Origin of the sequence: Ferrimonas balearica (assembly GCF_019802055.1) — a bacterium.
GTDB classification, from domain to species: domain Bacteria; phylum Pseudomonadota; class Gammaproteobacteria; order Enterobacterales; family Shewanellaceae; genus Ferrimonas; species Ferrimonas balearica_A.
Genome location: NZ_JAHVHW010000004.1, coordinates 808,417 through 829,740 on the forward strand (window position 1 = coordinate 808,417; position 21,324 = coordinate 829,740).

Genomic DNA, 21,324 nt, shown 5'->3' on the forward strand with positions numbered 1-21,324 from the left:
GCTCCCGTTAGTTGTCCAGATCGGCCATATCGCCGTTGCGTTCCAGCCACTCCTTGCGGTCGCCGGCCCGTTTTTTGGCCAGCAACATATCCATCAGCGCCATGGTGGCTTCCGCATCATCCACCGTCAGCTGCACCAGACGGCGGGTATTGGGGTCCATGGTGGTCTCACGAAGCTGGACCGGGTTCATCTCACCCAGACCCTTAAATCGGGTGACCTGAACCTTACCGCGTTTGTTCTCCGCCTTGATGCGATCCAGGATCCCCTGTTTCTCGCCCTCATCCAGGGCATAGAACACCTCTTTGCCCACATCAACACGGAACAGCGGCGGCATCGCCACATAAACGTGGCCGCGCTCCACCAGAGTGCGGAAGTGCTGCATAAACAGGGCGCAAAGCAGCGTGGCGATGTGCAGACCATCGGAGTCCGCATCCGCCAGAATGCAGATCTTGCCGTAGCGCAGGCCGGAGATGTCATCAGAGTCGGGGTCACAGCCAATGGCCACCGAGATGTCATGCACCTCCTGAGAGGCCAGTACCTGGGCAGCTTCCACCTCCCAGGTGTTCAGGATCTTACCCCGCAGCGGCATGATCGCCTGGAACTCCTTGTCCCGGGCCTGCTTGGCACTGCCGCCTGCGGAGTCCCCCTCCACCAGGAACAGTTCGCCACGGCTGGCGTCCTGACCACTGCAATCGGTCAGTTTACCCGGCAGAGCCGGACCGGAGGTGACCTTCTTACGAGCCACCTTCTTGGCTTTGCGAAGACGGCTCTGGGCGTTGTTGATGCACAGCTCCGCCAGCAGTTCCGCCTGGTCGGTGTGCTCATTCAGCCACAGGCTGAAGGCGTCGCGCACCACGCCAGTCACAAACGCGGAGGCTTGACGGGAGGAGAGACGCTCTTTGGTCTGCCCGGCAAACTGAGGATCCTGCATCTTGGTGGAGAGGATGTAGCTGGCCTTGTCCCAGATGTCTTCGGGACCCAGCTTAATGCCCCGGGGCAACAGGTTGCGGAACTCGCAGAACTCCCGCATCGCCTCCAGCAGACCCTGACGGAAACCGTTCACATGGGTACCGCCCTGAGCCGTCGGGATCAGGTTTACGTAGGATTCCCCGATGCTGTCGCCGCCCTCCGGTAGCCAGAGCACCGCCCAGTCCACCGCTTCGTTGTTGCCGGAGAAGGTACCGACAAAGGGTTCTTCCGGCAGCTTGGGCCACTCTTTGACGGCGTCCACCAGGTAGTCGCGCAGGCCATCCTCAAAGTGCCACTCGTGGCGCTCCCCTTTGATTTTGTCGTCAAAGCGGATCTTCAGGCCCGGACAAAGCACCGCTTTGGCCCGCAACAGGTGGATCAGGCGGGTCGCGGAGAATTTCTCTGAGTCAAAGTACTTTGGGTCCGGCCAGAAGTGCACTCGGGTACCGGTATTGCGACGACCGCAGGTTCCGGTCACCGTCAGGTCCTGCACCTTATTGCCATGCTCAAAAGCGATCTCATACACCTGAGCGTCGCGCCGAACGGTCACCTCAACGCGGCGGGACAGGGCGTTCACCACGGAGATACCCACACCGTGCAAGCCCCCGGAGAACTGATAGTTCTTGTTGGAGAACTTACCACCGGCGTGCAGGCGGCAAAGGATCAACTCCACCCCGGGCACCCCCTCTTCCGGGTGGATGTCCACCGGCATGCCTCGTCCATCATCGATCACTTCCAAAGAGTGATCGGGATGGAGGATCACCTGGATCTCACTGGCGTGGCCAGCCAGGGCTTCATCGACACTGTTGTCGATCACTTCCTGACCAAGGTGGTTGGGACGGGTGGTATCGGTGTACATGCCGGGGCGTTTCTGCACCGGCTCCAATCCACTGAGTACCTCAATGGCATCAGAGGTATATTGCGTGCTCATCAGGCGTTCCAATTAGGCGTTATCGGGCCATCATAGCCATGGCCCCGTCGTGGGTTCAAGCCAGCCCCAAAAAGGCGAAGGCTTCAGGCAAGCGCTGTTCAAACCCTTGAAAACTATGGTCACCACCGCGCTCGACACGCAGTTGACCCAGGCGATACTTGGCTTCAGCTTGTCGGTAATCCAAAACCTCATCGCCGGTTTGCAGCAGCACCATATAGCGCTCAGGCTGCAGCAGGACAGGCGTATCCATCGCTTGCAGTTGTCCCATATGCTCCGGCTCGACGCGGTAACGCTCGCCGGTATAGGGGTTTTCCTGTTCACCAATGTAATCCGCCAGCAGTTCATAGGGGCGAACCGCTGGATTAATCAGTACGGCTTTCAGTTGATCCTGTCCGGTTTCCGCCACCAGCGTTTCCAACAGGTAGCTGGCCAGATAACCGCCCAGAGAGCTCCCCATCAGACGCAGCGGCTCGCCCGCCTTCAGCGCGGTCTGTGCCAACGGCAGCAACTGTTCACGGACGGCGCTGGGCGCCGTCGCCAGCCTGGGCATCGCCAACGGTTCCTGGGGATGGTGGGTCGCCACGTATTGGGCCACCTGAGTGGCCTTGGTGGAGCTGGGGGCGCTGTTAAAGCCGTGCAGATAGAGGAGCATGGGTTCCTTTCCTTGTCCTCCCCCGGTTCAGTACCCCGTGGCGCTGGGATCCGGCACAAAGGCGGAGCCGTGCAAGCGCTGGACCTCAGTGGTCAGGGTGCCATCCGGATGGAGGCTCAGCAATCGATAGCCGGGTTGGGCCCGATCCAGGGCAAAGCCGTCATTTTTAGGCAAAAACTGGATACTGGTAGAGGGCACCGCCAGCAGGCGGATGTGCTCATGCCACAGGTCCATCTCCTGATGAACGTGACCCCAGATCACCGCCTTAACCTGAGGATAGCGACTGAGCAGAGACAAAAATTCGGCCCCATTGTCCAAACCGTGCTGATCCAGCCAGGCACAACCCGTCGGTTTGGGGTGGTGATGCAGGGCAACCAGAGTCGGACATTGTTCGGTACTGTTCAGCACGCCGTGAAGCCAGCGCAGTTCATCCAGAGCCAGGTGCCCGGCGGGCAGCCCCAGCACCGTGGAGTCCAGCATCAGAATTTGCCAGCTACCCGCCTGGATACGGCGGCCATACTGAACCACGGTATTGCTGAGAGAGTGACTCATCAGCTTGGGGGCATCGTGATTGCCCGGCAAAGCATAGGTGGGCAGCGCCAAAGGCGCGACCGCTTCAGCGAAATGGGAGTAGGCGGTAGCACTGTGGTCCTGGCTGATGTCCCCGGTGGCCAGCAACAGGTCCAGTGACGTATCGGAGGCCAACTGTTCCACAACGGCGTTGAGGCTCTGCCAGGGATTGATGCCCAGGAAGCCCGCGGCTTTGTTTGCAAACAGGTGGGGGTCACTGATCTGGGCCAGGCGGATCACCCCATTCTCATCCTTGGGGGTGAGGGTATCCACACAGATGGTCACGTTTTCCGACTCTCCTCGCTCCGATTGACGCTCAGCCATTCGCGTTGTTGAAACTGTTCCAGCAGCTCCGCAAGAAACAGATTTACCTGAAATTTTTCATTAGGCTGCCGCATATGGACATTCGGATAGTCATACACTGGCAGCAGCCTTGTGGTCTGTTGGCTGCTTAACACTTCTGCCAATCGCGCGTCATGATACAGTCGGATGCTCATTTTTGGCACCGTTACGTGGGGAATGGGGTCAGAAATTCGTTCCAGCTCCAATAATTCGGTGTAGGGTGTGCGCTCCAGCACACGGATCCGCAACTGCACCGGCTCTGTTTGATGCTGCCACAGATAGGGGCCGTCCCCCTGAGTTCGACTGGCTCGGGCGAGCAGTCGTTGCAGTGCGGTATAGTTCCGCCCACAGATCCCCAGGTATCGACCTACATCGGGGACGTAACGGCGGTTCATCCGGTCTGGGGCCCAAACAGGGCTTCCCGCTTCAGGGCCAGCCACTGCAATCCCAAAATGGTGCTGGCATTGTCGATGGTGCCGTCCTCCACCCAGGCCATCGCCTGCTCGCGGCTCACCACATGACGCAGAATGTCTTCATGTTCATCATCCAGTCCGAACAGGGCTTCGCCGGATTCGGGTGCCTGAACCTCCGCCAGATAGAGATAGAGTCGCTCGGAGCAGGCCCCCGGGCTGGGCAGGTAACTGTAGAGAAAGGTGAGGCTGTGGGCAGTGAGGCCGGTCTCCTCCTCCAGCTCACGTCGGGCAACGGATTCAGGCGCTTCATCGGCCTCAATAATGCCGGCGGGTAACTCGAGTAACCAGGGGGTTTGGCTGGTTCTGGCAGCCGGGACACGGAGCTGTTCAACCAGGATAACCTTGTCACTGACCGGGTCGTAAGGCAGCACCACGGCGGCGTCTCCCCGCTCAAATACTTCTCGGCGAACCGGCTCGCTCCAGTGCCCATCAAACCGCTGATGACGGAAGGTAACTGCCTCCATATTGAAGAAACCCCGGAACAAATACTCCCGATCCAGGATGGTCAATTCGGCTTTCCCGTACTTCTGCACCCGATTTTTCGACATTTTTCCTCTGTTATTTATCTCTCATTCAGCCAGATTTATTTGTGTTCTGTTACACTTAGCGAGTCAATTTACGTTGACTTAACAGCATAGGATTCAGTTAACTATCGCTGTCAAAGTCATCGTCGTCTAGGGGAACTCGCGGGTCCCGCCAACTTTTCAGCCAGCCTGCCTTCAGGCGGGCTCGTTTTTGCGAAGAATTTAAGGATAAGGAATGAACTTCAAATTGCGTTCCGTCTGTCTGGCTCTCGGCCTGGCCTCCGCCTCCTACGCCGCACAAGCCGACGATCTGCTACAGATCTATCAGCAAGCCCTTGGTAAAGACCCCATTCTGCTTCAAGCCAAGGCTAACCGCGACGCAGCCTATGAGGCAATCGGTGAGAGCCGCGCCAGCCTGCTGCCCCAAATCAATGCCACGCTGGGCTACAGCAACAGCTTCTACAACCGTGAATTCGGTGATCGTGAAGATGATGGATTTACCGGTGGTCTGACGCTGAGCCAGAGCATCTATAACCACGCCAACTACGTCAATCTGGACCTGACCAAGCAGGCCGCCAGCCAGGCTGAGCTGGGCTACAACCTGCAGGTTCAGGGTCTTATCGTACGCGTATCACAAGCCTACTTCGACGTACTGTCCGCTCAGGACAACCTGGACTTTGTTCAGGCCAACAAGCGCGCCATTGAGCGTCAGTTGGAACAGACCAAACAGCGCTTTGCAGTGGGCCTGACCGCCATCACCGATGTGCATGAAGCCCAGGCTCAGTATGACCTGGCCGTTGCCAACGAGATCCAGGCCCAGAACAACCTGGAAAACAGCTACGAGGCGCTGCGCGAGATCACCGGCATGGCGCACGACAACCTGAACGTGCTCGATACCGCCCGCTTCAGCCCGAGCAATCCGACGCCGAGCAGCCATGAGCAGTGGCAGACCATCGCGGAAGATTCCAGCCTGCAGCTGCTGATCGACCGTCTGGGTGTTGAGATTGCCAAGCAGCAGATCAGCCTGGCCAAAACCGGCCACCTGCCGAGCATTGGCCTGACCGCCAGCTACAACGAGAACGCCGAGTTCACCAACACCCCCGATAACGGTGAAGGTTCCGTTGGGGTTCAGGTGCAGATCCCGATCTTCTCCGGTCTGGCGGTATCCAGCCAGGTGAAGCAGGCCAACTACAACTACGTTGGTGCCCAGCAGAGCCTGGAAGAGACCCACCGCAACGTGGTGCGTAACCTGCGTGCCAGCCTGAACAACGTGAACGCTTCCATCAGCTCCATCCGGGCTTTCGAGCAATCCGTGATCTCCGCTGAGAGTGCACTGAAAGCTACCGAAGCCGGTTTCGAGGTGGGTACCCGTACCATCGTTGACGTGCTGAACTCCACCCAGCAGCTGTACAGCGCCAAGCAGCAGCTGTCTGACGCCCGTTACGGCTACATCATCGCGGTTCTGGCCCTGAAGCAGGCTGCCGGTACCCTGTCCGAAGAGGACGTATCGATGATCAACCAGGGCCTGCGTCAGGCCACTGCCGCTGACAGCGACGGTGACCAGAAGCAGTAAGCTCGATAAATGAAAAAACCCGCCGGATGGCGGGTTTTTTTATGGGTGGGTAAACCGGGCTCAGAACGCCAGTTCAGCACCCAGGAACCAGCCATCCTGGCTCACGTCAGCGGTGATGCCGTTGAAGTTACGCACATCAAAATCGTGCTGACGGTAACCGCCGCGCAGGTTCAGATCGAAGGCAAAGATGCCCAGACCGTAACCCAGACCCAGCTGGTAGTCGCTGATCTTACGGTCAGAGTAATTGGTCAGGCTAACGTCGGCAAACGCGAACACCCCGGTGCCAACCAGGTTGAATCGGCTGCGGGCGTACCCCATGAACACACCCTTATCAATGTCCTGGGTTTCCCAGCCGTTGGTGCCAGCTTCGCCCGTGTAAAGGCGGTAGTTCACACCCAGATCCAGCTCGACGCCCGGGTTATCCAGCAGTTCGTAGTAGAAGATGAAATCGGTGTTGGTCAGGTCCAGATCAGCACCCTGGCCCGCAGTGCCCAGCGAGTTGTAGCGCACCATCAGGTTGGGGATGATCGGGATAAAGTGCTCGAAGGCGGCGTAAGCGCTGATACGGCTCTTGTCGTTCCAGGCCACCTCATCGGCATCCAGCTTGCCATCAGTGGACACGAAATAGAGGTCCATACCCGCCTTGACGCCCAGTACATCCGCTTGGGCCGGTACGACAAAACCGGCTGCCAGAGCGACAGCCAACAAGCTCGGTTTCAACTTCATGGTGTTACTTATCCTTGAGTGAGTAGTTGTTTCAAATCAATCAGTGCGGCATTGGCCCGGGAGATGTAGTTCGCCATCACCAGAGAGTGGTTGGCGACCAGCCCAAAGCCGCTGCCGTTCAGAATCATGGGGCTCCAGACCGTCTCCTGAGTCGCTTCAAGCTCCCGGATGATCTGTTGCAGGCTGACCCGGGCATTCTTCTTATCCAGTACCGGGCCAAAATCTTCCTCAATGGCGGTCATAAACGCCAGCAGTGCCCAGGTGTGTCCCCTGGCCTCATAAAACACGTTGTCGATCTGCCACCAACTGGTGCGCACCATCGCGCTGCCTGAGGCTCCGGTGGATTGGCGAGCCTCGGAATCTCCCGCCAGGTTGGTGTTCAGTCGCTCCTGACCAACACTGGCCGCCAGCCGCTGTGACAGGCTGCCAAGACGTTTGCCCACCTCATCGAGGTAACTCACCAGGTTGTCCGCCCGGGCATAAAACTGGGCGTCCTCATTGGTGGGATCCATGATGGCGGCCCGGTAACGCTCGAGCGCCTTGATCGCATCGCGATATTCGGACTCAGCCCGCGGCATCATCCAGCTGCGGTGGTCGATATTGAACTTGGGCTGCGCAATCTGCAGATCTTTATTCTCCGCGGATTGCGACTGGGAGCGGGAAAACTCCCGTCTCATCACCAGCGAGATGTCCCGCAACTGCTCCAGCGCACCAAATTCGAATGACGGCATGTTGTCCATCATCACGGATGGTGGCATCACATCATTGGAAAGAAAGCCTCCGGGCTTATCCAGCAAGGTGCTGGCAACCTCGATCACCGCCGTCGTGGTGGCATAACCAACAACGGGCTGTCCCTCCTGTGGACGCATAGAATCAAGAGAGATCGGATCAGGCTCAACACTCCACCAGACCGCGATCAGGTAGTTCAGCAGCACAACGGCAACGAGGCCGATCCCCAGCCACTTCTTATTGACGGCGACCATGGCGCACTCCTTGTTTAGTGGTGATGATGGTGATGCCCTTCATCCTGATTACCCATTCGGGTCACAGTCAGGGACACCGTTTTCGGGTCCGCATGGCGGAACGTGAGTTCACAGCTTAGCTGCTCCCCCTCCTGCAGCGGTTGGGATAAACCCATCATCATCAGATGGTAACCGCCCTGAGTCAGCGCCACCGCCTCGCCCGCCGCCAGTTCGATCGCCTCCACCGGGCGCATCTTCATCATGCCGTCTTCCTGCAACAGCGTGTGCAGTTCGGTGGTTTTGACCCCCTCACAGACGGCGCCAAGCAGGGCATCATCCTGATCGGTGCTGGTGATGGTCAGGTAGCCCGCGGTGTTCGGCACACTCGGCGGCATGGCCCGAACCTGAGGTTCCTGAATCTCAATGGCCGCCAGAGCGGAGGTCGCGCACAACAGGGGGAAAAATCCAAACAAGCGTTTAAACATCACTCACCATCCTTTAGACTGAGTTTTGTGCAACAGGACCGCACCTCAGGAGAGATCATGGACCTATTAACCGTGCACCGTGACGATGCCGTCATGGTACTGACCCTCAACCGCCCGGACAAGCGTAATGCACTGACTCAGCAGATGTATTCAGCATTGTGTCAGGCGCTTGAACAGGCCGAACAGGATGAATCCATCCACGCTGTTCTGCTTCAGGGCGACACCACATGCTTTACTGCCGGTAACGACCTGAATGACTTTCTGAGCAGTGGTCCACTGACCGCCGATACCCCGGTGATCCGATTTCTGCATCTGTTACCCACCCTGACCAAGCCATTGGTGGCAGCGGTTTCCGGTGCTGCCGTGGGCATCGGCACCACGGTTTTGCTGCACTGCGACCTGATCTACGCCAGCACCACCAGCCGCTTCCAACTGCCCTTTGTCAATCTGGGCCTGGTTCCGGAAGCGGGTTCCAGTGTGTTGTTGCCTGCCCTGTGCGGCTACCCCCGCGCTGCAGAACTGCTGATGTTGGGGGAACCCTTTGATGCGGACACTGCCCTTCAGATCGGCCTGATCAATGCGATCACCGAGCCGGATCAGGTTCTGACCCTGGCCAAAGAGAAAGCCCAGGCCCTGGCCTCCCGCCCGCCCAAAGCACTGATGGCCACCAAAGCCCTGCTTAAGCAGAGCCGGCCCGCTAACCTGGCCCGCGCCATGGCGGCGGAGCTGGAGCGCTTCTCCGAGCACCTGGTCAGCGACGAGACCCGCTCTGTCATCGCCGCCCGTCTGGCCAAACGGTAAAAAAAAGCCCCGCAAAGGCGGGGCCAAAGGCTGGTTGCGCTAGCTCAGGAGTGACGGTCGGCATCATTGTGCCGGCCCGTCCACAGGCGACCAATCCATCGCCCAAGGAGAAAACCGGTTCCGATCAGGGCCAGGAGCAGCAGCGGCCACCAACTGCCCCACTCTCCTAATGCCACTGAACGGATATCCACCACGCCGATCACCAGGATCAGGCACAGCAGTAACGAAATCAGTAACCACGCCATGACTGCGGTAACAACCATGCGGCGGCCAGATAGAGCAGCACCATTTTGACCGGTGCGATAAGGGTCAGGCCGACAACCGCCAATCGGGTCCAGTTGGTCGACCATTCCAGTCGGTGAGTGATGCCGGCAATGACGCCGAAGCACCAGGCCTGAGGCCGCGGTTTTACCAAGCTCATGCTCCCTCCTTATCTCTCATCATCCGGGACGACGCAGATTAACCTGGTCGAGTCCCAAGGCGATGACGGCGCTCAGGGCCCAGCCCAGCAGCGGCATCGCCATCACCCACAGGGTCGGTTGAATCATTCCCATCACTTGCTCCCACCCACTACCGGGTTTTCTGTGCGCTTGGCCAGCATCTGAGTCTCTGCAACCGGTACCGGACCGAAAGCGTCCTTGACCTGCTGCTTGACGGACAGGGTCACATCGCGGTTTACCTCGTGGCGCACCTCATTCAGAGAAGCGCGGATGGCGGCGTCGATGGCCTGGGCCAGAGTCTGGGTTTCGCCTGCCTGAGCAGTAGGAGCCAACAACGCTGATACGGCCAGGGTGGCGAGCAAGGTGCGACGAACAGTGTTGAAGCGTGACATGGTCAATCCCTCTTTTTGTGTGCCTAGTGTCGATGACAACAAGGTATTAACAAGAGGCGTGCCAACTTTTCACGCTTGATTAAACCATTGGTTTTTAAGGGAATTTTATTTTTGGAATGTGGGCAGCAATTGGCCCATATGGGGAAGGATTGAGGAAATGGTGGATTTGACCATAGGGGTGGTCAAATCCACTACTGACTGCATCAGGCTTCGCGAGCTGCCTCGGGCAGACTGGCCAGCGCGTCTGCCAGCACCTCAGCGCCCATGCCCGGCAGATGGGCATTTTGCGCCAGGTAGCGACGCCACTGACGCGCCCCGGGCATGCCGTTAAACAGGCCCAGCATATGGCGGGTAACGTGATTGGCACGACCGCCGTTGGCGATGTGCCGCTCCAGATAGGGGATCATCCGCTGCGCCACCTCAGCCCGGGAAAGCACAGGACGGGCATCACCATACAGACGCTGGTCCACCTCCGCCATCATGTAGGGGTTCTGGTAAGCCTCACGCCCCACCATTACACCGTCCAGATGCTGAAGGTGGGCCTCACACTGCTCCAGCGTGGTGATGCCACCGTTTACGGAGATGTTGAGGTGAGCGAAGTCCCGCTTCACCTGATAGGCCCGGTCATAGATCAGTTCCGGGATCTCCCGGTTCTCTTTGGGGCTCAACCCCTGCAGCCAGGCCTTGCGGGCGTGAATGGTAAACACGTCGCAGCCAGCGGCTGAAACGATGTCGATAAAGCGGGTCAGGAATTCGTAGCTGTCCTGCTCATCAATGCCGATTCGGGTTTTTACCGTCACCGGAATGCTGACCACGTCCTGCATCGCTTTGACGCAGTCAGCCACCAGTTGAGGCTCCGCCATCAGGCAAGCGCCAAAACGGCCATTCTGAACCCGGTCAGAGGGACACCCGACGTTCAGGTTTACCTCATCGTACCCTCGCTCCTCCGCCAGCTTGGCGCAGTGCGCCAGATCCGCCGGATTGCTACCACCAAGTTGCAGCGCGACCGGATGCTCCTCGTCATTGAAGCCCAGGTAGTCCCCCTTGCCATGAATGATCGCGCCGGTGGTTACCATCTCGGTATAGAGCAGTGCCTGACGAGAGATCAGACGGGCAAAGTAACGGTAGTGGCGGTCGGTCCAATCCAACATCGGAGCAACGGAAAAGGTGCGCTTCATCGGGAGCCTCATGGAATTTGGGGAGGCGTATTCTACCCAAGGCCAGCCCAAATGCACAGGCGATTTTTTCGCCAACCTTAAGGACCATAGCAGTGCGTAAAAAGTCGTCACAAGGCTAGGGAGTTCAGGCGGGTTTTGTTATCCTGTGCGGCGCCGGGAGCCATAAGCCAAAAAAGCGAAAAAACTCAATAGCCACGGCAGGTTCCCTCACTTACCTCTACCTACTACTACAGGACAGTTGCAATGAGTCTTGCTGATAAAGTCTTGGCCGTTAACAACGATCTTCCCATCCGTACTGAACTGCCGGTCCACTCCGGAAAAGTCCGCTCTGTTTACTGGCTGACCGAAGCCGACAGCCGCCGCCTGATCAAAGAGAAAGGCTACGATGTGGCGGAAGATGCACCGCTGGCGATCATGGTGATCTCCGATCGCATCAGCGCGTTCGACTGCATCTGGCACGGTGAAGGTGGCATGAACGGTGTCCCCGGCAAGGGCGCCGCCCTGAACGCCATCTCCAACCACTGGTTCCGCCTGTTCAAGGAGAAGGGCCTGGCGGACAGCCACATTCTGGACATCCCGCACCCCTTCGTCTGGATCGTTCAGAAGGCCAAGCCGGTTATGATCGAGGCGATCTGCCGTCAGTACATCACCGGCTCCATGTGGCGCGCCTACAGCAAGGGCGAGCGCAACTTCTGTGGCATTGAGCTGCCGGAAGGGCTGGAGAAAGACCAGAAGCTGCCTGAGCTGCTGATCACCCCCTCCACCAAGGGCATTTTGGAAGGCATTCCGGGTGTCCCCGCCGTCGACGACGTCAACATCACCCGCCAGAACATCGAAGACAACTTCGAGGCCTTTAACTTCCGCTCTCAGGAAGACATTGATCGCTACGAAGTGCTCCTTAAAGAGGGCTTCGATGTGATCTCCGATGCCCTGGCCCAGCTGGACCAGGTGTTTGTCGATACCAAGTTCGAGTTTGGCTACGTCACCGACGCCGCAGGTAACGAAAAACTGATCTACATGGATGAAGTGGGCACACCGGATTCCTCCCGCATCTGGGATGGTCCGGCCTACCGTGAAGGCAAGGTAGTGGAGAACTCCAAGGAGGGCTTCCGCCAGCTGCTGCTCAACCACTTCCCGGATCCGGATATCCTGCTCAATAAGGACCGGATGGAGGAGCGCTCTGCACTGGCCCGTGACAACGCGCTGCCTGCTGAGGTGCTGATGGCAGTCTCCAAAACCTATGTGGACATTGCGGAAAAGGTCACTGGTGAGAAGCTGGTGCTCTCGGACAATCCGAAGGCGGAGATCATCCAGATCCTTCAGGAGCAGTACGGTCTGATCGACTGAGACTGACTCAAGCAAGAAAGGAGGCGAAAGCCTCCTTTTTTTGGCCCTTCACCGGCCAGATAAACGACAGGGGCCCCAGCGGGCCCCCTTATCCTCAAGCGGCTTTGATCCGCTCGTACAGGTCATCTTTTAACTGCAAGCGCTGCTTTTTCAAGCCTTCTAATGTCTCGTCTGCCGCGGCCTCCAGCCCCTCCTCAATGCGACGGATCTCGCGGTCCAGCTCGTGGTATTGGTTATAGAGTTTGTGGAAGGTATCGTCGGAAAGGTTCAGCTCCTGGATCTGATCAACGTGGGCGGGGAATTCATTCACCAGGCTGTGGTCAGCAACTATCATCTTTTGAGTCCTCCTTTGGGGGGTTCATCTCCATCATGCGCCTCTGCCCCATCGATTTTTTTGATGAGGATCAGTAAAGGGTTTGTTATTGGGGCGCATTATCCGACGCGCCCTAACCGCTCCATTCCCCGCTTCAGTTCCCGCGCAACATCCCGCTCATACAGTGCAAAATCCAGCTGCATGGTGTGGCGGCGTGACGGGTAGTAATGCCCCCCATGAGTCTGTTCATCCACCTCAATGGCCCTGGCCATCTCGCCGGGTACCGGAAGTTGATAGCGGCCCTGTATTAAGGGCACAACAAGACGCATCTGCACCTGGGCAAGGTTAAGCAGCGAGGGCAGAGCCTGAGCTAGCCCAAGAAAGATCAGAGTGGGGTGATCCGGCCTCAACAGCCGTTTGAACAGCGGCAGACGATTCTCTTTCAGCGGCAGCAGCCCTTCGGGCAGGAAGGGAAAACTGATCTCGTACCCGGTGGCGTAGATCACCACATCAAACGGTTCGCGCCGACCATCGGTAAACACCACCTCATCGCCCGCAAACCGCTCTATCCCCGGGCGCATCTGGATATCGCCGCTGCCCAGCCGCTGCAGAAATTCCCCGGATACGGAGGGGTGCGCCTCCAAAGGCTGATGATCCGGTTGCTGGATCCCCCAACGGGTGATGTCACCCACGGTAAAGCGGTAGACCCAACGAAACAGCCGACGTGCCAACCAGCCGGGCACCCAGGGCGGCAGCAGCGCCTTGTCGGCAGGCTGGCCAAACAGGTATTTCGGCATGATATAACCGCCCCGACGAGCGCTGACGCAGAGGCGTTCGGTCAGAAAGCGGGGGCTGAGCTCTGAGGCGATGTCCATGGCGCTGTTGCCAAACCCCACCACCAATACCCGTTTGCCACGCAGATCCAAAGGCTCCGTGGGATTCCGGTAGCTGTGGGCATGCATCACCTCTCCGCGGAAGCTTCCCGGGTACGCCGGCAAGGCGGGCTTCCAGTGATGCCCATTGGCCACCAGAACGTAGTCAAACAGGCTGTCATCGCCCTGATCCGTGCGCACCCGCCAGCGCGCGCCCTCCTCCGAGACCTCCGTCACCCAGGTGTTGAACTGAATGTGAGGGCGCAGGCCAAAATGCGCCACATAATCCTGAAAGTACTGAAAGATCTGCTGGTGTCCGGGAAAATCGGGGAAGTGATCCGGCATCGGAAAATCATCGAAGCTGGCTTTGGTTTTCGATGTGTCGATATGAAGCGACTGGTAGCAGGCAGATTGGCCGTTGGGGTTGTTGTAGTACCAGTTACCGCCAATGTCGTCGGACGCTTCGTAGCAGACGGTATCTATCCCCGCTTCCCGCAGGGCCTTCAGTGCCGTAAAGCCGGATGGGCCGGCGCCAATGATGCAGACTCGAGCCATGGTTGGGTTTCCTTATCCCTTTGAGGCAAAGGTAACAGGCCCTGTCGGATTTTTCGCCTGCTTGCATTTTCCCTGGTGATATCGCCAATAAAAAAGCGCCCCGAGGGGCGCTTATGCGGTTGGAGAAAGGGCTGAGCCTCAGGCTGCGACGTCGTGTCTCGGACAGGCCACCTGATGGGTGCCTCCCAGAGATTGCAACTGGGGCTTCTGCTCTGAGCAACTGTCACAAACCGATGGGCATCGGGTACGGAATACGCAACCGGATGGCGGGCTGATCGGAGAGGGCAGCTCGCCGGTCAGCAGGATGATCTCCTTCTGGCGCTCCTGCTCCGGATCCGGCAGCGGCACGGCAGACAGCAGCGCACGACTGTAGGGGTGCGACGGCTTGCCGTACAGCTCTTCGCTGGTGCCGGTTTCCACCTGATTCCCCAGATACATCACCATCACTCGATCGGAGATGTGCTTCACCACAGAGAGGTCGTGGGCGATAAAGATCAGGGACAGGCCCATCTCCCGCTGCAGGTCCTTCAGCAGATTCACCACCTGAGCCTGAATAGAAACGTCCAGAGCGGATACCGGCTCATCACAGATCACCAGTTTTGGCTTGAGGATCAGCGCCCGGGCGATGCCAATACGCTGACACTGACCACCGGAGAACTCGTGGGGATAGCGGTTGATCACGTTGGGCAGCAGGCCCACCTTCGCCATCATGGCACGCACTTCGTCCTGAACCTGCTCTTTGCTCCAGTCCGGGTAGTAGTTGCGCAGCGGCTCGCCGATGATTTCGCCCACGGTCATCCGCGGGTTCAGGGAGGCGAGTGGATCCTGGAAGATCATCTGCACATCTTTACGCAGGGTTTTCATGGCCGCCGGGTTTTTATGATCCACCTTCTGACCATTGAAGAACACCTCGCCTTCAGCGATCGGCACCAGGCCGATCAGGGCGCGAGCCAGGGTGGATTTGCCACAACCGGACTCACCCACAACACCCAGCGTTTCACCGGGTTGAACCTCAAAGGACACGCCATCCACCGCTTTAAGCTGGGGAACTGGATCCCAGGGCCACTTCTGGGCTTTCTTGATGCCGAAGCGGACCTTAATGCCATTGGCTTTCAACAGGGGCTGATTCATGCGGCCACCTCCTCAATCGCGATGTGGCAGGCACGCTGACGGTCGTCGTCAAAGTGCACCAGGGACGCCGGTTCGGCGTGACAGCGGGGCGACGCAAACTGGCAGCGCGCACTGAACGGGCAGCCCGGGGGCAGCGCCAACAGGTTGGGCGGGTTACCCGGAATGGTCGGCAGAGCACTCTCGTCACCGTCCAGACGGGGGATCGCAGACAGCAGCCCTTTGGTGTAGGGGTGGGTCGGCTGGTAGAACACCTCGTTGGTGGTGCCGTACTCCATGGTCCGGCCGGCGTACATCACCATCACCTTGTCGCACAGACCGGCCACCACACCCAGATCGTGGGTGATCATAATGATGGCAGTACCAAAGTCGTTCTTCAGCTCGTTGAGCAGCTCCAGGATCTGCGCCTGCACGGTCACATCCAGTGCGGTGGTGGGCTCATCGGCAATAAGCAGCTTGGGCTGGCACAGCAGGGCCATGGCGATCATCACCCGCTGACGCATCCCGCCGGAGAACTCATGGGGATACATGTCCATCCGCTTGCGCGCTTCCGGGATCTTCACCGCGTCCAGCATCTTCACGCTGTGCTCAAACGCGTCCTTGGCGCCCATCCCTTTGTGCAGCATCAGCACTTCCATCAGCTGGGGACCCACTTTCATGTAGGGGTTCAGCGCAGTCATCGGATCCTGGAAGATCATGGCGATCTGCTCGGCGCGGATCTTGTTCAGTGCCTTCGGCGGCAGACCGAGGATCTCCTGGCCCTGGAAGCGAATGCTGCCACCAGTCAGGCCGTTCTTGGCCAGCAGGCCCATGATGGCGAACGCGGTCTGGCTCTTACCGGAGCCGGATTCGCCCACGATGCCCAGGGTCTCCCCTGCAGCCAGTTCAAAGCTCAGTTTGTCCACCGCGGTGACATTGCCGTCCGGCGTGGTGAACTTTACGTTCAGATCTTGTACTGAGAGTAAGCTCATGGCGCCTCCTTAACGGTCTTTCGGATCCAGCGCGTCCCGCAGGCCGTCGCCGATGTAGTTAAAGCAGAACAGGGTGACCACCAGGAAAGAGGTGGGGAACACCAGCTGCCAGAGGGCCACTTCCATGGTCATCGCGCCTTCATTCACCAGCGCACCCCAGGAGGTGTAGGGCTCCTGAACCCCCAGGCCGAGGAAGCTGAGGAAGGACTCAAACAGGATCATGGAGGGCACCAGCAGGGAGGCGTACACCACCACGATGCCCAGCACGTTCGGTACCAGGTGACGCAGGATGATGTCCTTGGTCGGAGTACCCGACACGATGGCGGCTTCCACAAACTCCTTCTTCTTCAGACCCAGGGTCAGACCCCGCACAATACGGGCCATATCCAGCCAGGACACCGCACCGATGGCGAGGAAGATCAGGAACAGGCTGCGACCGAAGAAGGTCATCAGCAGAATCACCAGGAACATGAACGGGAAGGAGTTCAGGATCTCCAGGGTTCGCATCATGATGTTGTCAGTACGGCCGCCGACGTAACCGGCGATGGAGCCGTACAGGGTACCGATGGCCACCGCCACCAGCGCCCCCAGGATCCCCACCATAAAGGAGATGCGGCCCCCTTCCAGCGTACGGACAAACAGGTCACGCCCCAGGAAGTCGGTGCCAAAGTAGTGGCCATTGGCCAGGGAGGGCGCTGACGCCATGTTCTCCCAGTCCATCTCATCAAAGCTGTAGCTGGAGAGGCTGGGGCCAATCACCACCAGTACGGCGATCAGCGCCAGTACCGCCAGCGACACCACGGCGGCGCGGTTGCGCAGGAAGCGGCGACGGGCATCGGCCCAGAGGGAGCGCCCCTCCACTTCCAGCTCCGCCGCAAAGTTCTCTACCGCTTCGTTGTTCTGTTTCTGTGCGATGGTTTGCATGACTTAACCCTCCACCCGAATACGCGGATCGATCAGGCCATAGAGGATGTCCACGATGGCGGTAAACAGGATGGTGAGTGAGCCCACCAGGATGGTCAGGCCCAATACCAGGGAGTAGTCACGGTTCAGCGCGCCGTTGACGAAGTACTGGCCGATGCCGGGGATGCCAAACACGGTCTCAATCACCACGGAACCGGTGATGATCCCGACAAAGGCCGGGCCCAGGTAGGAGACCACCGGCAGCATCGCGGGCTTCAGGGCGTGCTTGAAGATGATGTAGCGCATCGGCAGACCCTTGGCATGGCAGGTGCGGATAAAGGGCGAGTGCAGCACCTCAATCATGGAACCGCGCATGATACGGGCGATGGAGGCCATGTAGAGGATCGCCATGGCGGACACCGGCAACACCAGGTTGGCCCAGTGGCCGTCGTTCCACCCCCCCGCTGGCAGCCAGTTCAGGCCGACGGCAAAGATCATCACCAGTACCGGAGCCAGCACAAACGAAGGCAGAACCACCCCAACCATCGCCAGGCTCATTACGGTGTAATCCACCCAGGTGTTCTGCTTCAGTGCCGCAACGGTGCCCAGTGCCACACCGAAAATTACGGTGAAGACAAAGGCCACCACACCCAGTTTGATGGAGACCGGGAAGCTCTGAGCCACCAGCTCATTCACGCTGTAGTCGCGGTATTTGAAAGAGGGTCCCAGGTCGCCCTTCAGCAGGTCGCCCAGGTAGTACAGATACTGCTGCCACATCGGCTTATCCAGATGGTACTTGGCTTCAATGTTGGCCAGTACCTCCGGCGGCAGGTTGAAATCCCCGGTAAACGGGCTGCCCGGTGCCGACTGCATCATAAAGAAGGACAGGGTCACCAGGATAAACAGAGTGGGGATCGCCATTGCCAGGCGCCGCACAGTAAATTGCAACATGTCTTTACTCCTTGTGCCTCACAGGCACAGACTTCCGAGCCTCACCCCTCAATGGGCGATGATGTACAGGTTTTTGCTGTAAACGGTGTCTTCAACATTGTTCATCGGGTAGCCCCCTACGTAGGGCTTCACCAGACGGCTGATCACCGACTCGTATACGGGGAGGACCGGCGCTTCAGCAGCGATGATCTCCTCGGCGCGGGTATAGAGCTTGGCGCGCTCTTCGTCGTCCGCCACCAGACGGGATTGGGCCATCAGTGCGTCGTATTCGGCATTGGCCCACTTGCCCTTGTTCTGACCGTGATTGGACAGCATCACGTCGAGCATGGTGGAGGCTTCGTTGTAGTCACCGGCCCAGCCGGCACGGGCAACTTCAAAGCGGCCTTGGTTGCGGGTATCCAGGAAGGTTTTCCACTCCTGGTTCTCCAGTCGCACCTGAACCCCCAGCGGCTTCCACAGCTGCGCCACCACGATGGCGATCTTCTTATGGGACTCACTGGTGTTGTAGAGCAGGTTGATCAGCAGCGGACGGTCCGGGCCGTAACCCGCTTCCGCCATCAGCCGCTTGGCTTCCGCCAGTCGCTCTTCATGGGTCCAGGTGGAGTGTTCGATCACCGGCGGTTCAAAGCCGTTAACCGAGGAGGGGGTAAAGGTGTAGGCCGGACGCTGGCCCTGGCCGAGAACGTACTTGGTCAGTGCTTCACGGTTGATGGCCAGAGACAACGCCTTGCGCACGCGCGGGTCATCATAGGGAGCCACCTTGGTGTTGAACTCGTAGTAGTACATCGACAGGTAGGGCGTGGTGCGGATCTCGTCCGGGATCTCCTGCTTGAGGCTCTTGTAGTGCTCCAGCGGGATGGTCAGCGACATGTCCACTTCACCCGCTTTGTAGCGGGCCAGTTCCGTGTTGGGAGAGACGATGGCCAGGAAGCTCACCTTATCCAGCACGGTGTTGGCGTTATCCCAGTAGGTGGGGCTGCGCTTCAGCTCAATTCGCTCGTTCACCACCCACTTATCCAGGGTGTAAGCGCCATTGGTCACCATGTTTTCCGGGCGGGTCCATTGGTCGCCATACTTCTCCACCACCTTTTGCGGCGTGGGGAAGGTGTTCTGGTGTGCCAGCATACGAACAAAGTAAGGCACCGGCTTTTCCAGAGTCACCTCAAAGGTGCGATCATCCAGGGCACGCGCCCCCAGAGACTCAGGCGGCATCTCGCCGAGAATGATCTTTGAGGCGTTCTCTACGGTGGCGATCTCCAGATACCAGGCGTAGCGGGAGGCGGTGGCGGGATCCACGGCACGACGGAAACCGAAAACGAAGTCGTGTGCGGTTACCGGGTCACCATTGGACCACTTGATCCCTTCGCGCAGGTGGAAGGTGAAGGTCTTGTTGTCTTCGGAAACCTCCCAGTGGGTAGCTTGGGCAGGAATGATGTTGCCATCGGCATCCTGCTGCACCAGCCCTTCAAAGAGGTCCTTAGTGATGGTGGAGCCCGTGGTCCCTTCCACTTTCTGAGGGTCCAGCGAGGCTGGCTCAGAGCCGTTGCCACGCACCAACTCCTGCACCGGGTGCAGACGGGTTCCCTCAGGTACTTGTGCCCCCTGGGCGACCGGCAGTACCGACGCCAGGATCAGGCCGAGCCCCACGGCTTTCATTATGGTTTTCGCCATGTACAGCGCGCTCCCTGGTTCTGTTATTGTTTTTTTGCATTTGTTAACTTCCCACACTTCACTTACGCAAAGCGATTAACATTTTGGCAATATCTGTTTTTTTAGTGACTTATTTGCCCAAATGCCATCCAAACATAACAAAAACACAATCTAAAGACACTAGGGAAACACATGCCGCTACCGCGCTCATCTCTGTATGACAACATCATCGTGATGTATGAGAGCAAAATTCATTCTGAGAACTCGATAAATGCCAGTCGCTTACACCAGAATAGATAGAGAAACTCCGAATAAAATAAAAACGCCGCATTGAGAACAATGCGGCGCCTTTTTAACCAAAAAACACAGTTTCAGTCAGCAAAATCACCCTGAAGGGTCGCAACAAGTGTTCGAGAACCACCCTGATCCCGGTGCTCTCCCAGGTAGATCCCCTGCCAGGTGCCCAGCAGTAACCGTCCCCGGTTCACTGGAATGGAGACGCTGCTGCCCAGCAAGCTGGCTTTCAGGTGTGCAGGCATATCATCGGGCCCTTCATAGGTATGCCGGTAGTAAGGGGCGTGCTCCGGCACCATCTGATTAAAGTGGGATTCGAAATCGGTGCGGACGGTCGGGTCGGCATTCTCGTTGATGGTCAGCGAGGCAGAGCTGTGCTGGATAAACAGGTGCAGCAAGCCAGTGTGGCAACGGCTCAGCTCAGGCAGGGCCGACTCAACCCGATCGGTGATCAGGTGAAAGCCGCGGGATAGAGCTGGAAGTCGAAAGGTGGTCTGGATCCACTGAGTCATAACGGGCTCGGACAACGATAGGGTGGGCATCACTCTGCCATGGGGGTGCGCCATAAACAAATCGGGGGCCCTGCAGGCCCCCGGTAGTCTCTCAACGCCACTGGCGTTTATTTTACGGCAAAGTTCACCAGCGGGAAGCAGGGCAGGAAGCCGTTCTTGGCGCAGTTAAGCAGACCAATCTGAACCACTTTGATCTCTTCGGTGACGTTGACGAAACCCAGCTGAGCCTGAGAAGTCTTGGCGATGTTCACCGCACTCCAATCAAAGCCAGTGTTACCGGTGGAGTAGTTCACAAAGCCCAGGTTCAGACCTTTCACATCATTGGTGACGTTAACCATGCCCACGTTGGCGCCGGTCGCGGTGCCTTTGTTCCAGTTCCACAGACCAAAGCCAACGCCGGTCATGCTGTGGTTTACGTGGTTGGCGCCAGCCAGCAGCAGCGGGAACTGCAGGCCCACAAAATCGTCGGTCTCACCAATGCCGAGCAGGTGCAGATCCACCCCTTTCACAGAGCCGGTCTGACCGTACAGGGTCGGGAAACGAACCCCTTGAACGGCATCGCCTTCCATAATGTTGGTGTGGTTCAGGGTGGCCAACTGTACCGGTACGGTTTCCGCCATCGCGGCACCGCTAAAGGCAGAGGCACAGGCCAGCGAAAGTGCAATCCCAAACTTTTTCATCATAACTCCCGATAATGGTGGTCGAGGTAGGGCCCTGTTTCATCATACGTTTCGGGCCCGGTCACCCCGTACCCTACTGCGTTGCACCGTGGGCGACAAGCGGTAACCGTACTCATCCGCTCTGTGCTTA

The 21,324-nt window shown here is 58.4% G+C and carries 24 protein-coding genes; 3 read left to right on the forward strand and 21 right to left on the reverse strand.

The genetic code is table 11. The features are described from left to right. Window positions 1–7 precede the first annotated feature (7 nt). The 5 genes from parE to KUV52_RS04490 are packed head-to-tail and all read right to left on the reverse strand — an operon-like array spanning window position 8 to window position 4,485. Window positions 8–1,900: a DNA topoisomerase IV subunit B gene (gene parE, locus KUV52_RS04470; RefSeq protein ID WP_222524718.1), complete on the reverse strand. Its 1,893-nt coding sequence runs from the start codon at window positions 1,898–1,900 to the stop codon at window positions 8–10. Between the two features lie 55 nt (window positions 1,901–1,955). Beyond that, the gene (locus KUV52_RS04475) at window positions 1,956–2,552 is read right to left on the reverse strand and encodes a YqiA/YcfP family alpha/beta fold hydrolase (RefSeq protein ID WP_222524719.1); all 597 of its coding nucleotides are present in this window, start codon (window positions 2,550–2,552) and stop codon (window positions 1,956–1,958) included. 27 nt (window positions 2,553–2,579) lie between these two features. Beyond that, window positions 2,580–3,446: a 3',5'-cyclic-AMP phosphodiesterase gene (gene cpdA / locus KUV52_RS04480; RefSeq protein ID WP_222524720.1), complete on the reverse strand. Its 867-nt coding sequence runs from the start codon at window positions 3,444–3,446 to the stop codon at window positions 2,580–2,582. Further along, the gene (locus KUV52_RS04485) at window positions 3,404–3,859 is read right to left on the reverse strand and encodes a DUF1249 domain-containing protein (protein ID WP_222524721.1); all 456 of its coding nucleotides are present in this window, start codon (window positions 3,857–3,859) and stop codon (window positions 3,404–3,406) included. Before KUV52_RS04485 ends, cpdA begins: the two co-directional genes overlap by 43 nt. Further along, window positions 3,856–4,485, reverse strand: coding sequence for an NUDIX domain-containing protein (locus KUV52_RS04490; protein WP_222524722.1), 630 nt, complete (start codon window positions 4,483–4,485; stop codon window positions 3,856–3,858). Before KUV52_RS04490 ends, KUV52_RS04485 begins: the two co-directional genes overlap by 4 nt. Window positions 4,486–4,696: 211 nt before the next feature. Between KUV52_RS04490 and tolC the strand changes: the two genes are divergently transcribed. After that, window positions 4,697–6,034: an outer membrane channel protein TolC gene (gene tolC / locus KUV52_RS04495; protein ID WP_222524723.1), complete on the forward strand. Its 1,338-nt coding sequence runs from the start codon at window positions 4,697–4,699 to the stop codon at window positions 6,032–6,034. A gap of 60 nt (window positions 6,035–6,094) precedes the next feature. Here tolC and KUV52_RS04500 read toward each other — a convergent pair whose 3' ends face one another. Genes KUV52_RS04500 through KUV52_RS04510 form a run of 3 tightly spaced genes read right to left on the reverse strand, consistent with a single transcriptional unit; the run spans window position 6,095 to window position 8,207 of the window. Next, a complete protein-coding gene (locus KUV52_RS04500) occupies window positions 6,095–6,760 on the reverse strand; it encodes a TIGR04219 family outer membrane beta-barrel protein (protein ID WP_222524724.1) in 666 nt (221 codons plus the stop codon). Window positions 6,761–6,768: 8 nt separating this feature from the next. Continuing rightward, entirely contained in the window at window positions 6,769–7,743 is a 975-nt protein-coding gene (locus KUV52_RS04505; protein WP_222524725.1) for a DUF2333 family protein, read from the reverse strand. A gap of 14 nt (window positions 7,744–7,757) precedes the next feature. Further along, window positions 7,758–8,207, reverse strand: coding sequence for a copper chaperone PCu(A)C (locus tag KUV52_RS04510; RefSeq protein WP_222524726.1), 450 nt, complete (start codon window positions 8,205–8,207; stop codon window positions 7,758–7,760). Between the two features lie 57 nt (window positions 8,208–8,264). Here KUV52_RS04510 and KUV52_RS04515 point away from each other — a divergent pair, with 57 nt between their 5' ends. Continuing rightward, the gene (locus KUV52_RS04515) at window positions 8,265–9,008 is read left to right on the forward strand and encodes an enoyl-CoA hydratase (protein ID WP_222524727.1); all 744 of its coding nucleotides are present in this window, start codon (window positions 8,265–8,267) and stop codon (window positions 9,006–9,008) included. Between the two features lie 44 nt (window positions 9,009–9,052). On the opposite strand, the gene KUV52_RS04520 is transcribed toward KUV52_RS04515, so the two are convergent. From KUV52_RS04520 to dusA, 4 genes are all read right to left on the reverse strand, one after another. Beyond that, window positions 9,053–9,253 (reverse strand): hypothetical protein, encoded by a 201-nt coding sequence (locus tag KUV52_RS04520; RefSeq protein ID WP_222524728.1) that lies wholly within the window; start codon window positions 9,251–9,253, stop codon window positions 9,053–9,055. After that, window positions 9,238–9,429 carry a PspC domain-containing protein gene (locus KUV52_RS04525; protein WP_222524729.1) on the reverse strand — a complete coding sequence of 64 codons (192 nt, stop codon included), beginning with the start codon at window positions 9,427–9,429 and terminating at the stop codon, window positions 9,238–9,240. Before KUV52_RS04525 ends, KUV52_RS04520 begins: the two co-directional genes overlap by 16 nt. A 132-nt stretch (window positions 9,430–9,561) precedes the next feature. After that, on the reverse strand, window positions 9,562–9,840 hold the full coding sequence (locus KUV52_RS04530) for a hypothetical protein (RefSeq protein ID WP_222524730.1): 279 nt from the start codon (window positions 9,838–9,840) through the stop codon (window positions 9,562–9,564). Window positions 9,841–10,043: 203 nt separating this feature from the next. Continuing rightward, window positions 10,044–11,018 carry a tRNA dihydrouridine(20/20a) synthase DusA gene (gene dusA, locus KUV52_RS04535; protein ID WP_222524731.1) on the reverse strand — a complete coding sequence of 325 codons (975 nt, stop codon included), beginning with the start codon at window positions 11,016–11,018 and terminating at the stop codon, window positions 10,044–10,046. A 243-nt stretch (window positions 11,019–11,261) separates the two neighbouring features. Between dusA and KUV52_RS04540 the strand changes: the two genes are divergently transcribed. Next, entirely contained in the window at window positions 11,262–12,365 is a 1,104-nt protein-coding gene (locus tag KUV52_RS04540; protein WP_222524732.1) for a phosphoribosylaminoimidazolesuccinocarboxamide synthase, read from the forward strand. A gap of 94 nt (window positions 12,366–12,459) precedes the next feature. Here KUV52_RS04540 and KUV52_RS04545 read toward each other — a convergent pair whose 3' ends face one another. The 9 genes from KUV52_RS04545 to KUV52_RS04585 form a co-directional block, all read right to left on the reverse strand. Continuing rightward, window positions 12,460–12,699, reverse strand: coding sequence for a YdcH family protein (locus tag KUV52_RS04545; RefSeq protein ID WP_222524733.1), 240 nt, complete (start codon window positions 12,697–12,699; stop codon window positions 12,460–12,462). Between the two features lie 98 nt (window positions 12,700–12,797). Beyond that, a complete protein-coding gene (locus KUV52_RS04550) occupies window positions 12,798–14,105 on the reverse strand; it encodes a flavin-containing monooxygenase (protein WP_222524734.1) in 1,308 nt (435 codons plus the stop codon). 138 nt (window positions 14,106–14,243) lie between these two features. Then, complete coding sequence (gene oppF, locus KUV52_RS04555; protein ID WP_222524735.1) at window positions 14,244–15,236, reverse strand: murein tripeptide/oligopeptide ABC transporter ATP binding protein OppF; 993 nt, start codon at window positions 15,234–15,236, stop codon at window positions 14,244–14,246. Then, window positions 15,233–16,204 carry an oligopeptide ABC transporter ATP-binding protein OppD gene (gene oppD, locus KUV52_RS04560; RefSeq protein WP_222524736.1) on the reverse strand — a complete coding sequence of 324 codons (972 nt, stop codon included), beginning with the start codon at window positions 16,202–16,204 and terminating at the stop codon, window positions 15,233–15,235. Before oppD ends, oppF begins: the two co-directional genes overlap by 4 nt. A 9-nt stretch (window positions 16,205–16,213) precedes the next feature. Next, complete coding sequence (gene oppC / locus KUV52_RS04565; RefSeq protein WP_222524737.1) at window positions 16,214–17,128, reverse strand: oligopeptide ABC transporter permease OppC; 915 nt, start codon at window positions 17,126–17,128, stop codon at window positions 16,214–16,216. Between the two features lie 3 nt (window positions 17,129–17,131). Then, a complete protein-coding gene (oppB, locus tag KUV52_RS04570; protein ID WP_222524738.1) occupies window positions 17,132–18,058 on the reverse strand; it encodes an oligopeptide ABC transporter permease OppB in 927 nt (308 codons plus the stop codon). Window positions 18,059–18,106: 48 nt separating this feature from the next. Beyond that, entirely contained in the window at window positions 18,107–19,729 is a 1,623-nt protein-coding gene (locus KUV52_RS04575; RefSeq protein WP_222524739.1) for a peptide ABC transporter substrate-binding protein, read from the reverse strand. A gap of 350 nt (window positions 19,730–20,079) precedes the next feature. Next, entirely contained in the window at window positions 20,080–20,514 is a 435-nt protein-coding gene (locus KUV52_RS04580) for a secondary thiamine-phosphate synthase enzyme YjbQ (protein WP_222524740.1), read from the reverse strand. A 107-nt stretch (window positions 20,515–20,621) separates the two neighbouring features. After that, complete coding sequence (locus KUV52_RS04585) at window positions 20,622–21,194, reverse strand: VC2662 family protein (protein WP_222524741.1); 573 nt, start codon at window positions 21,192–21,194, stop codon at window positions 20,622–20,624. Window positions 21,195–21,324 lie beyond the last annotated feature (130 nt).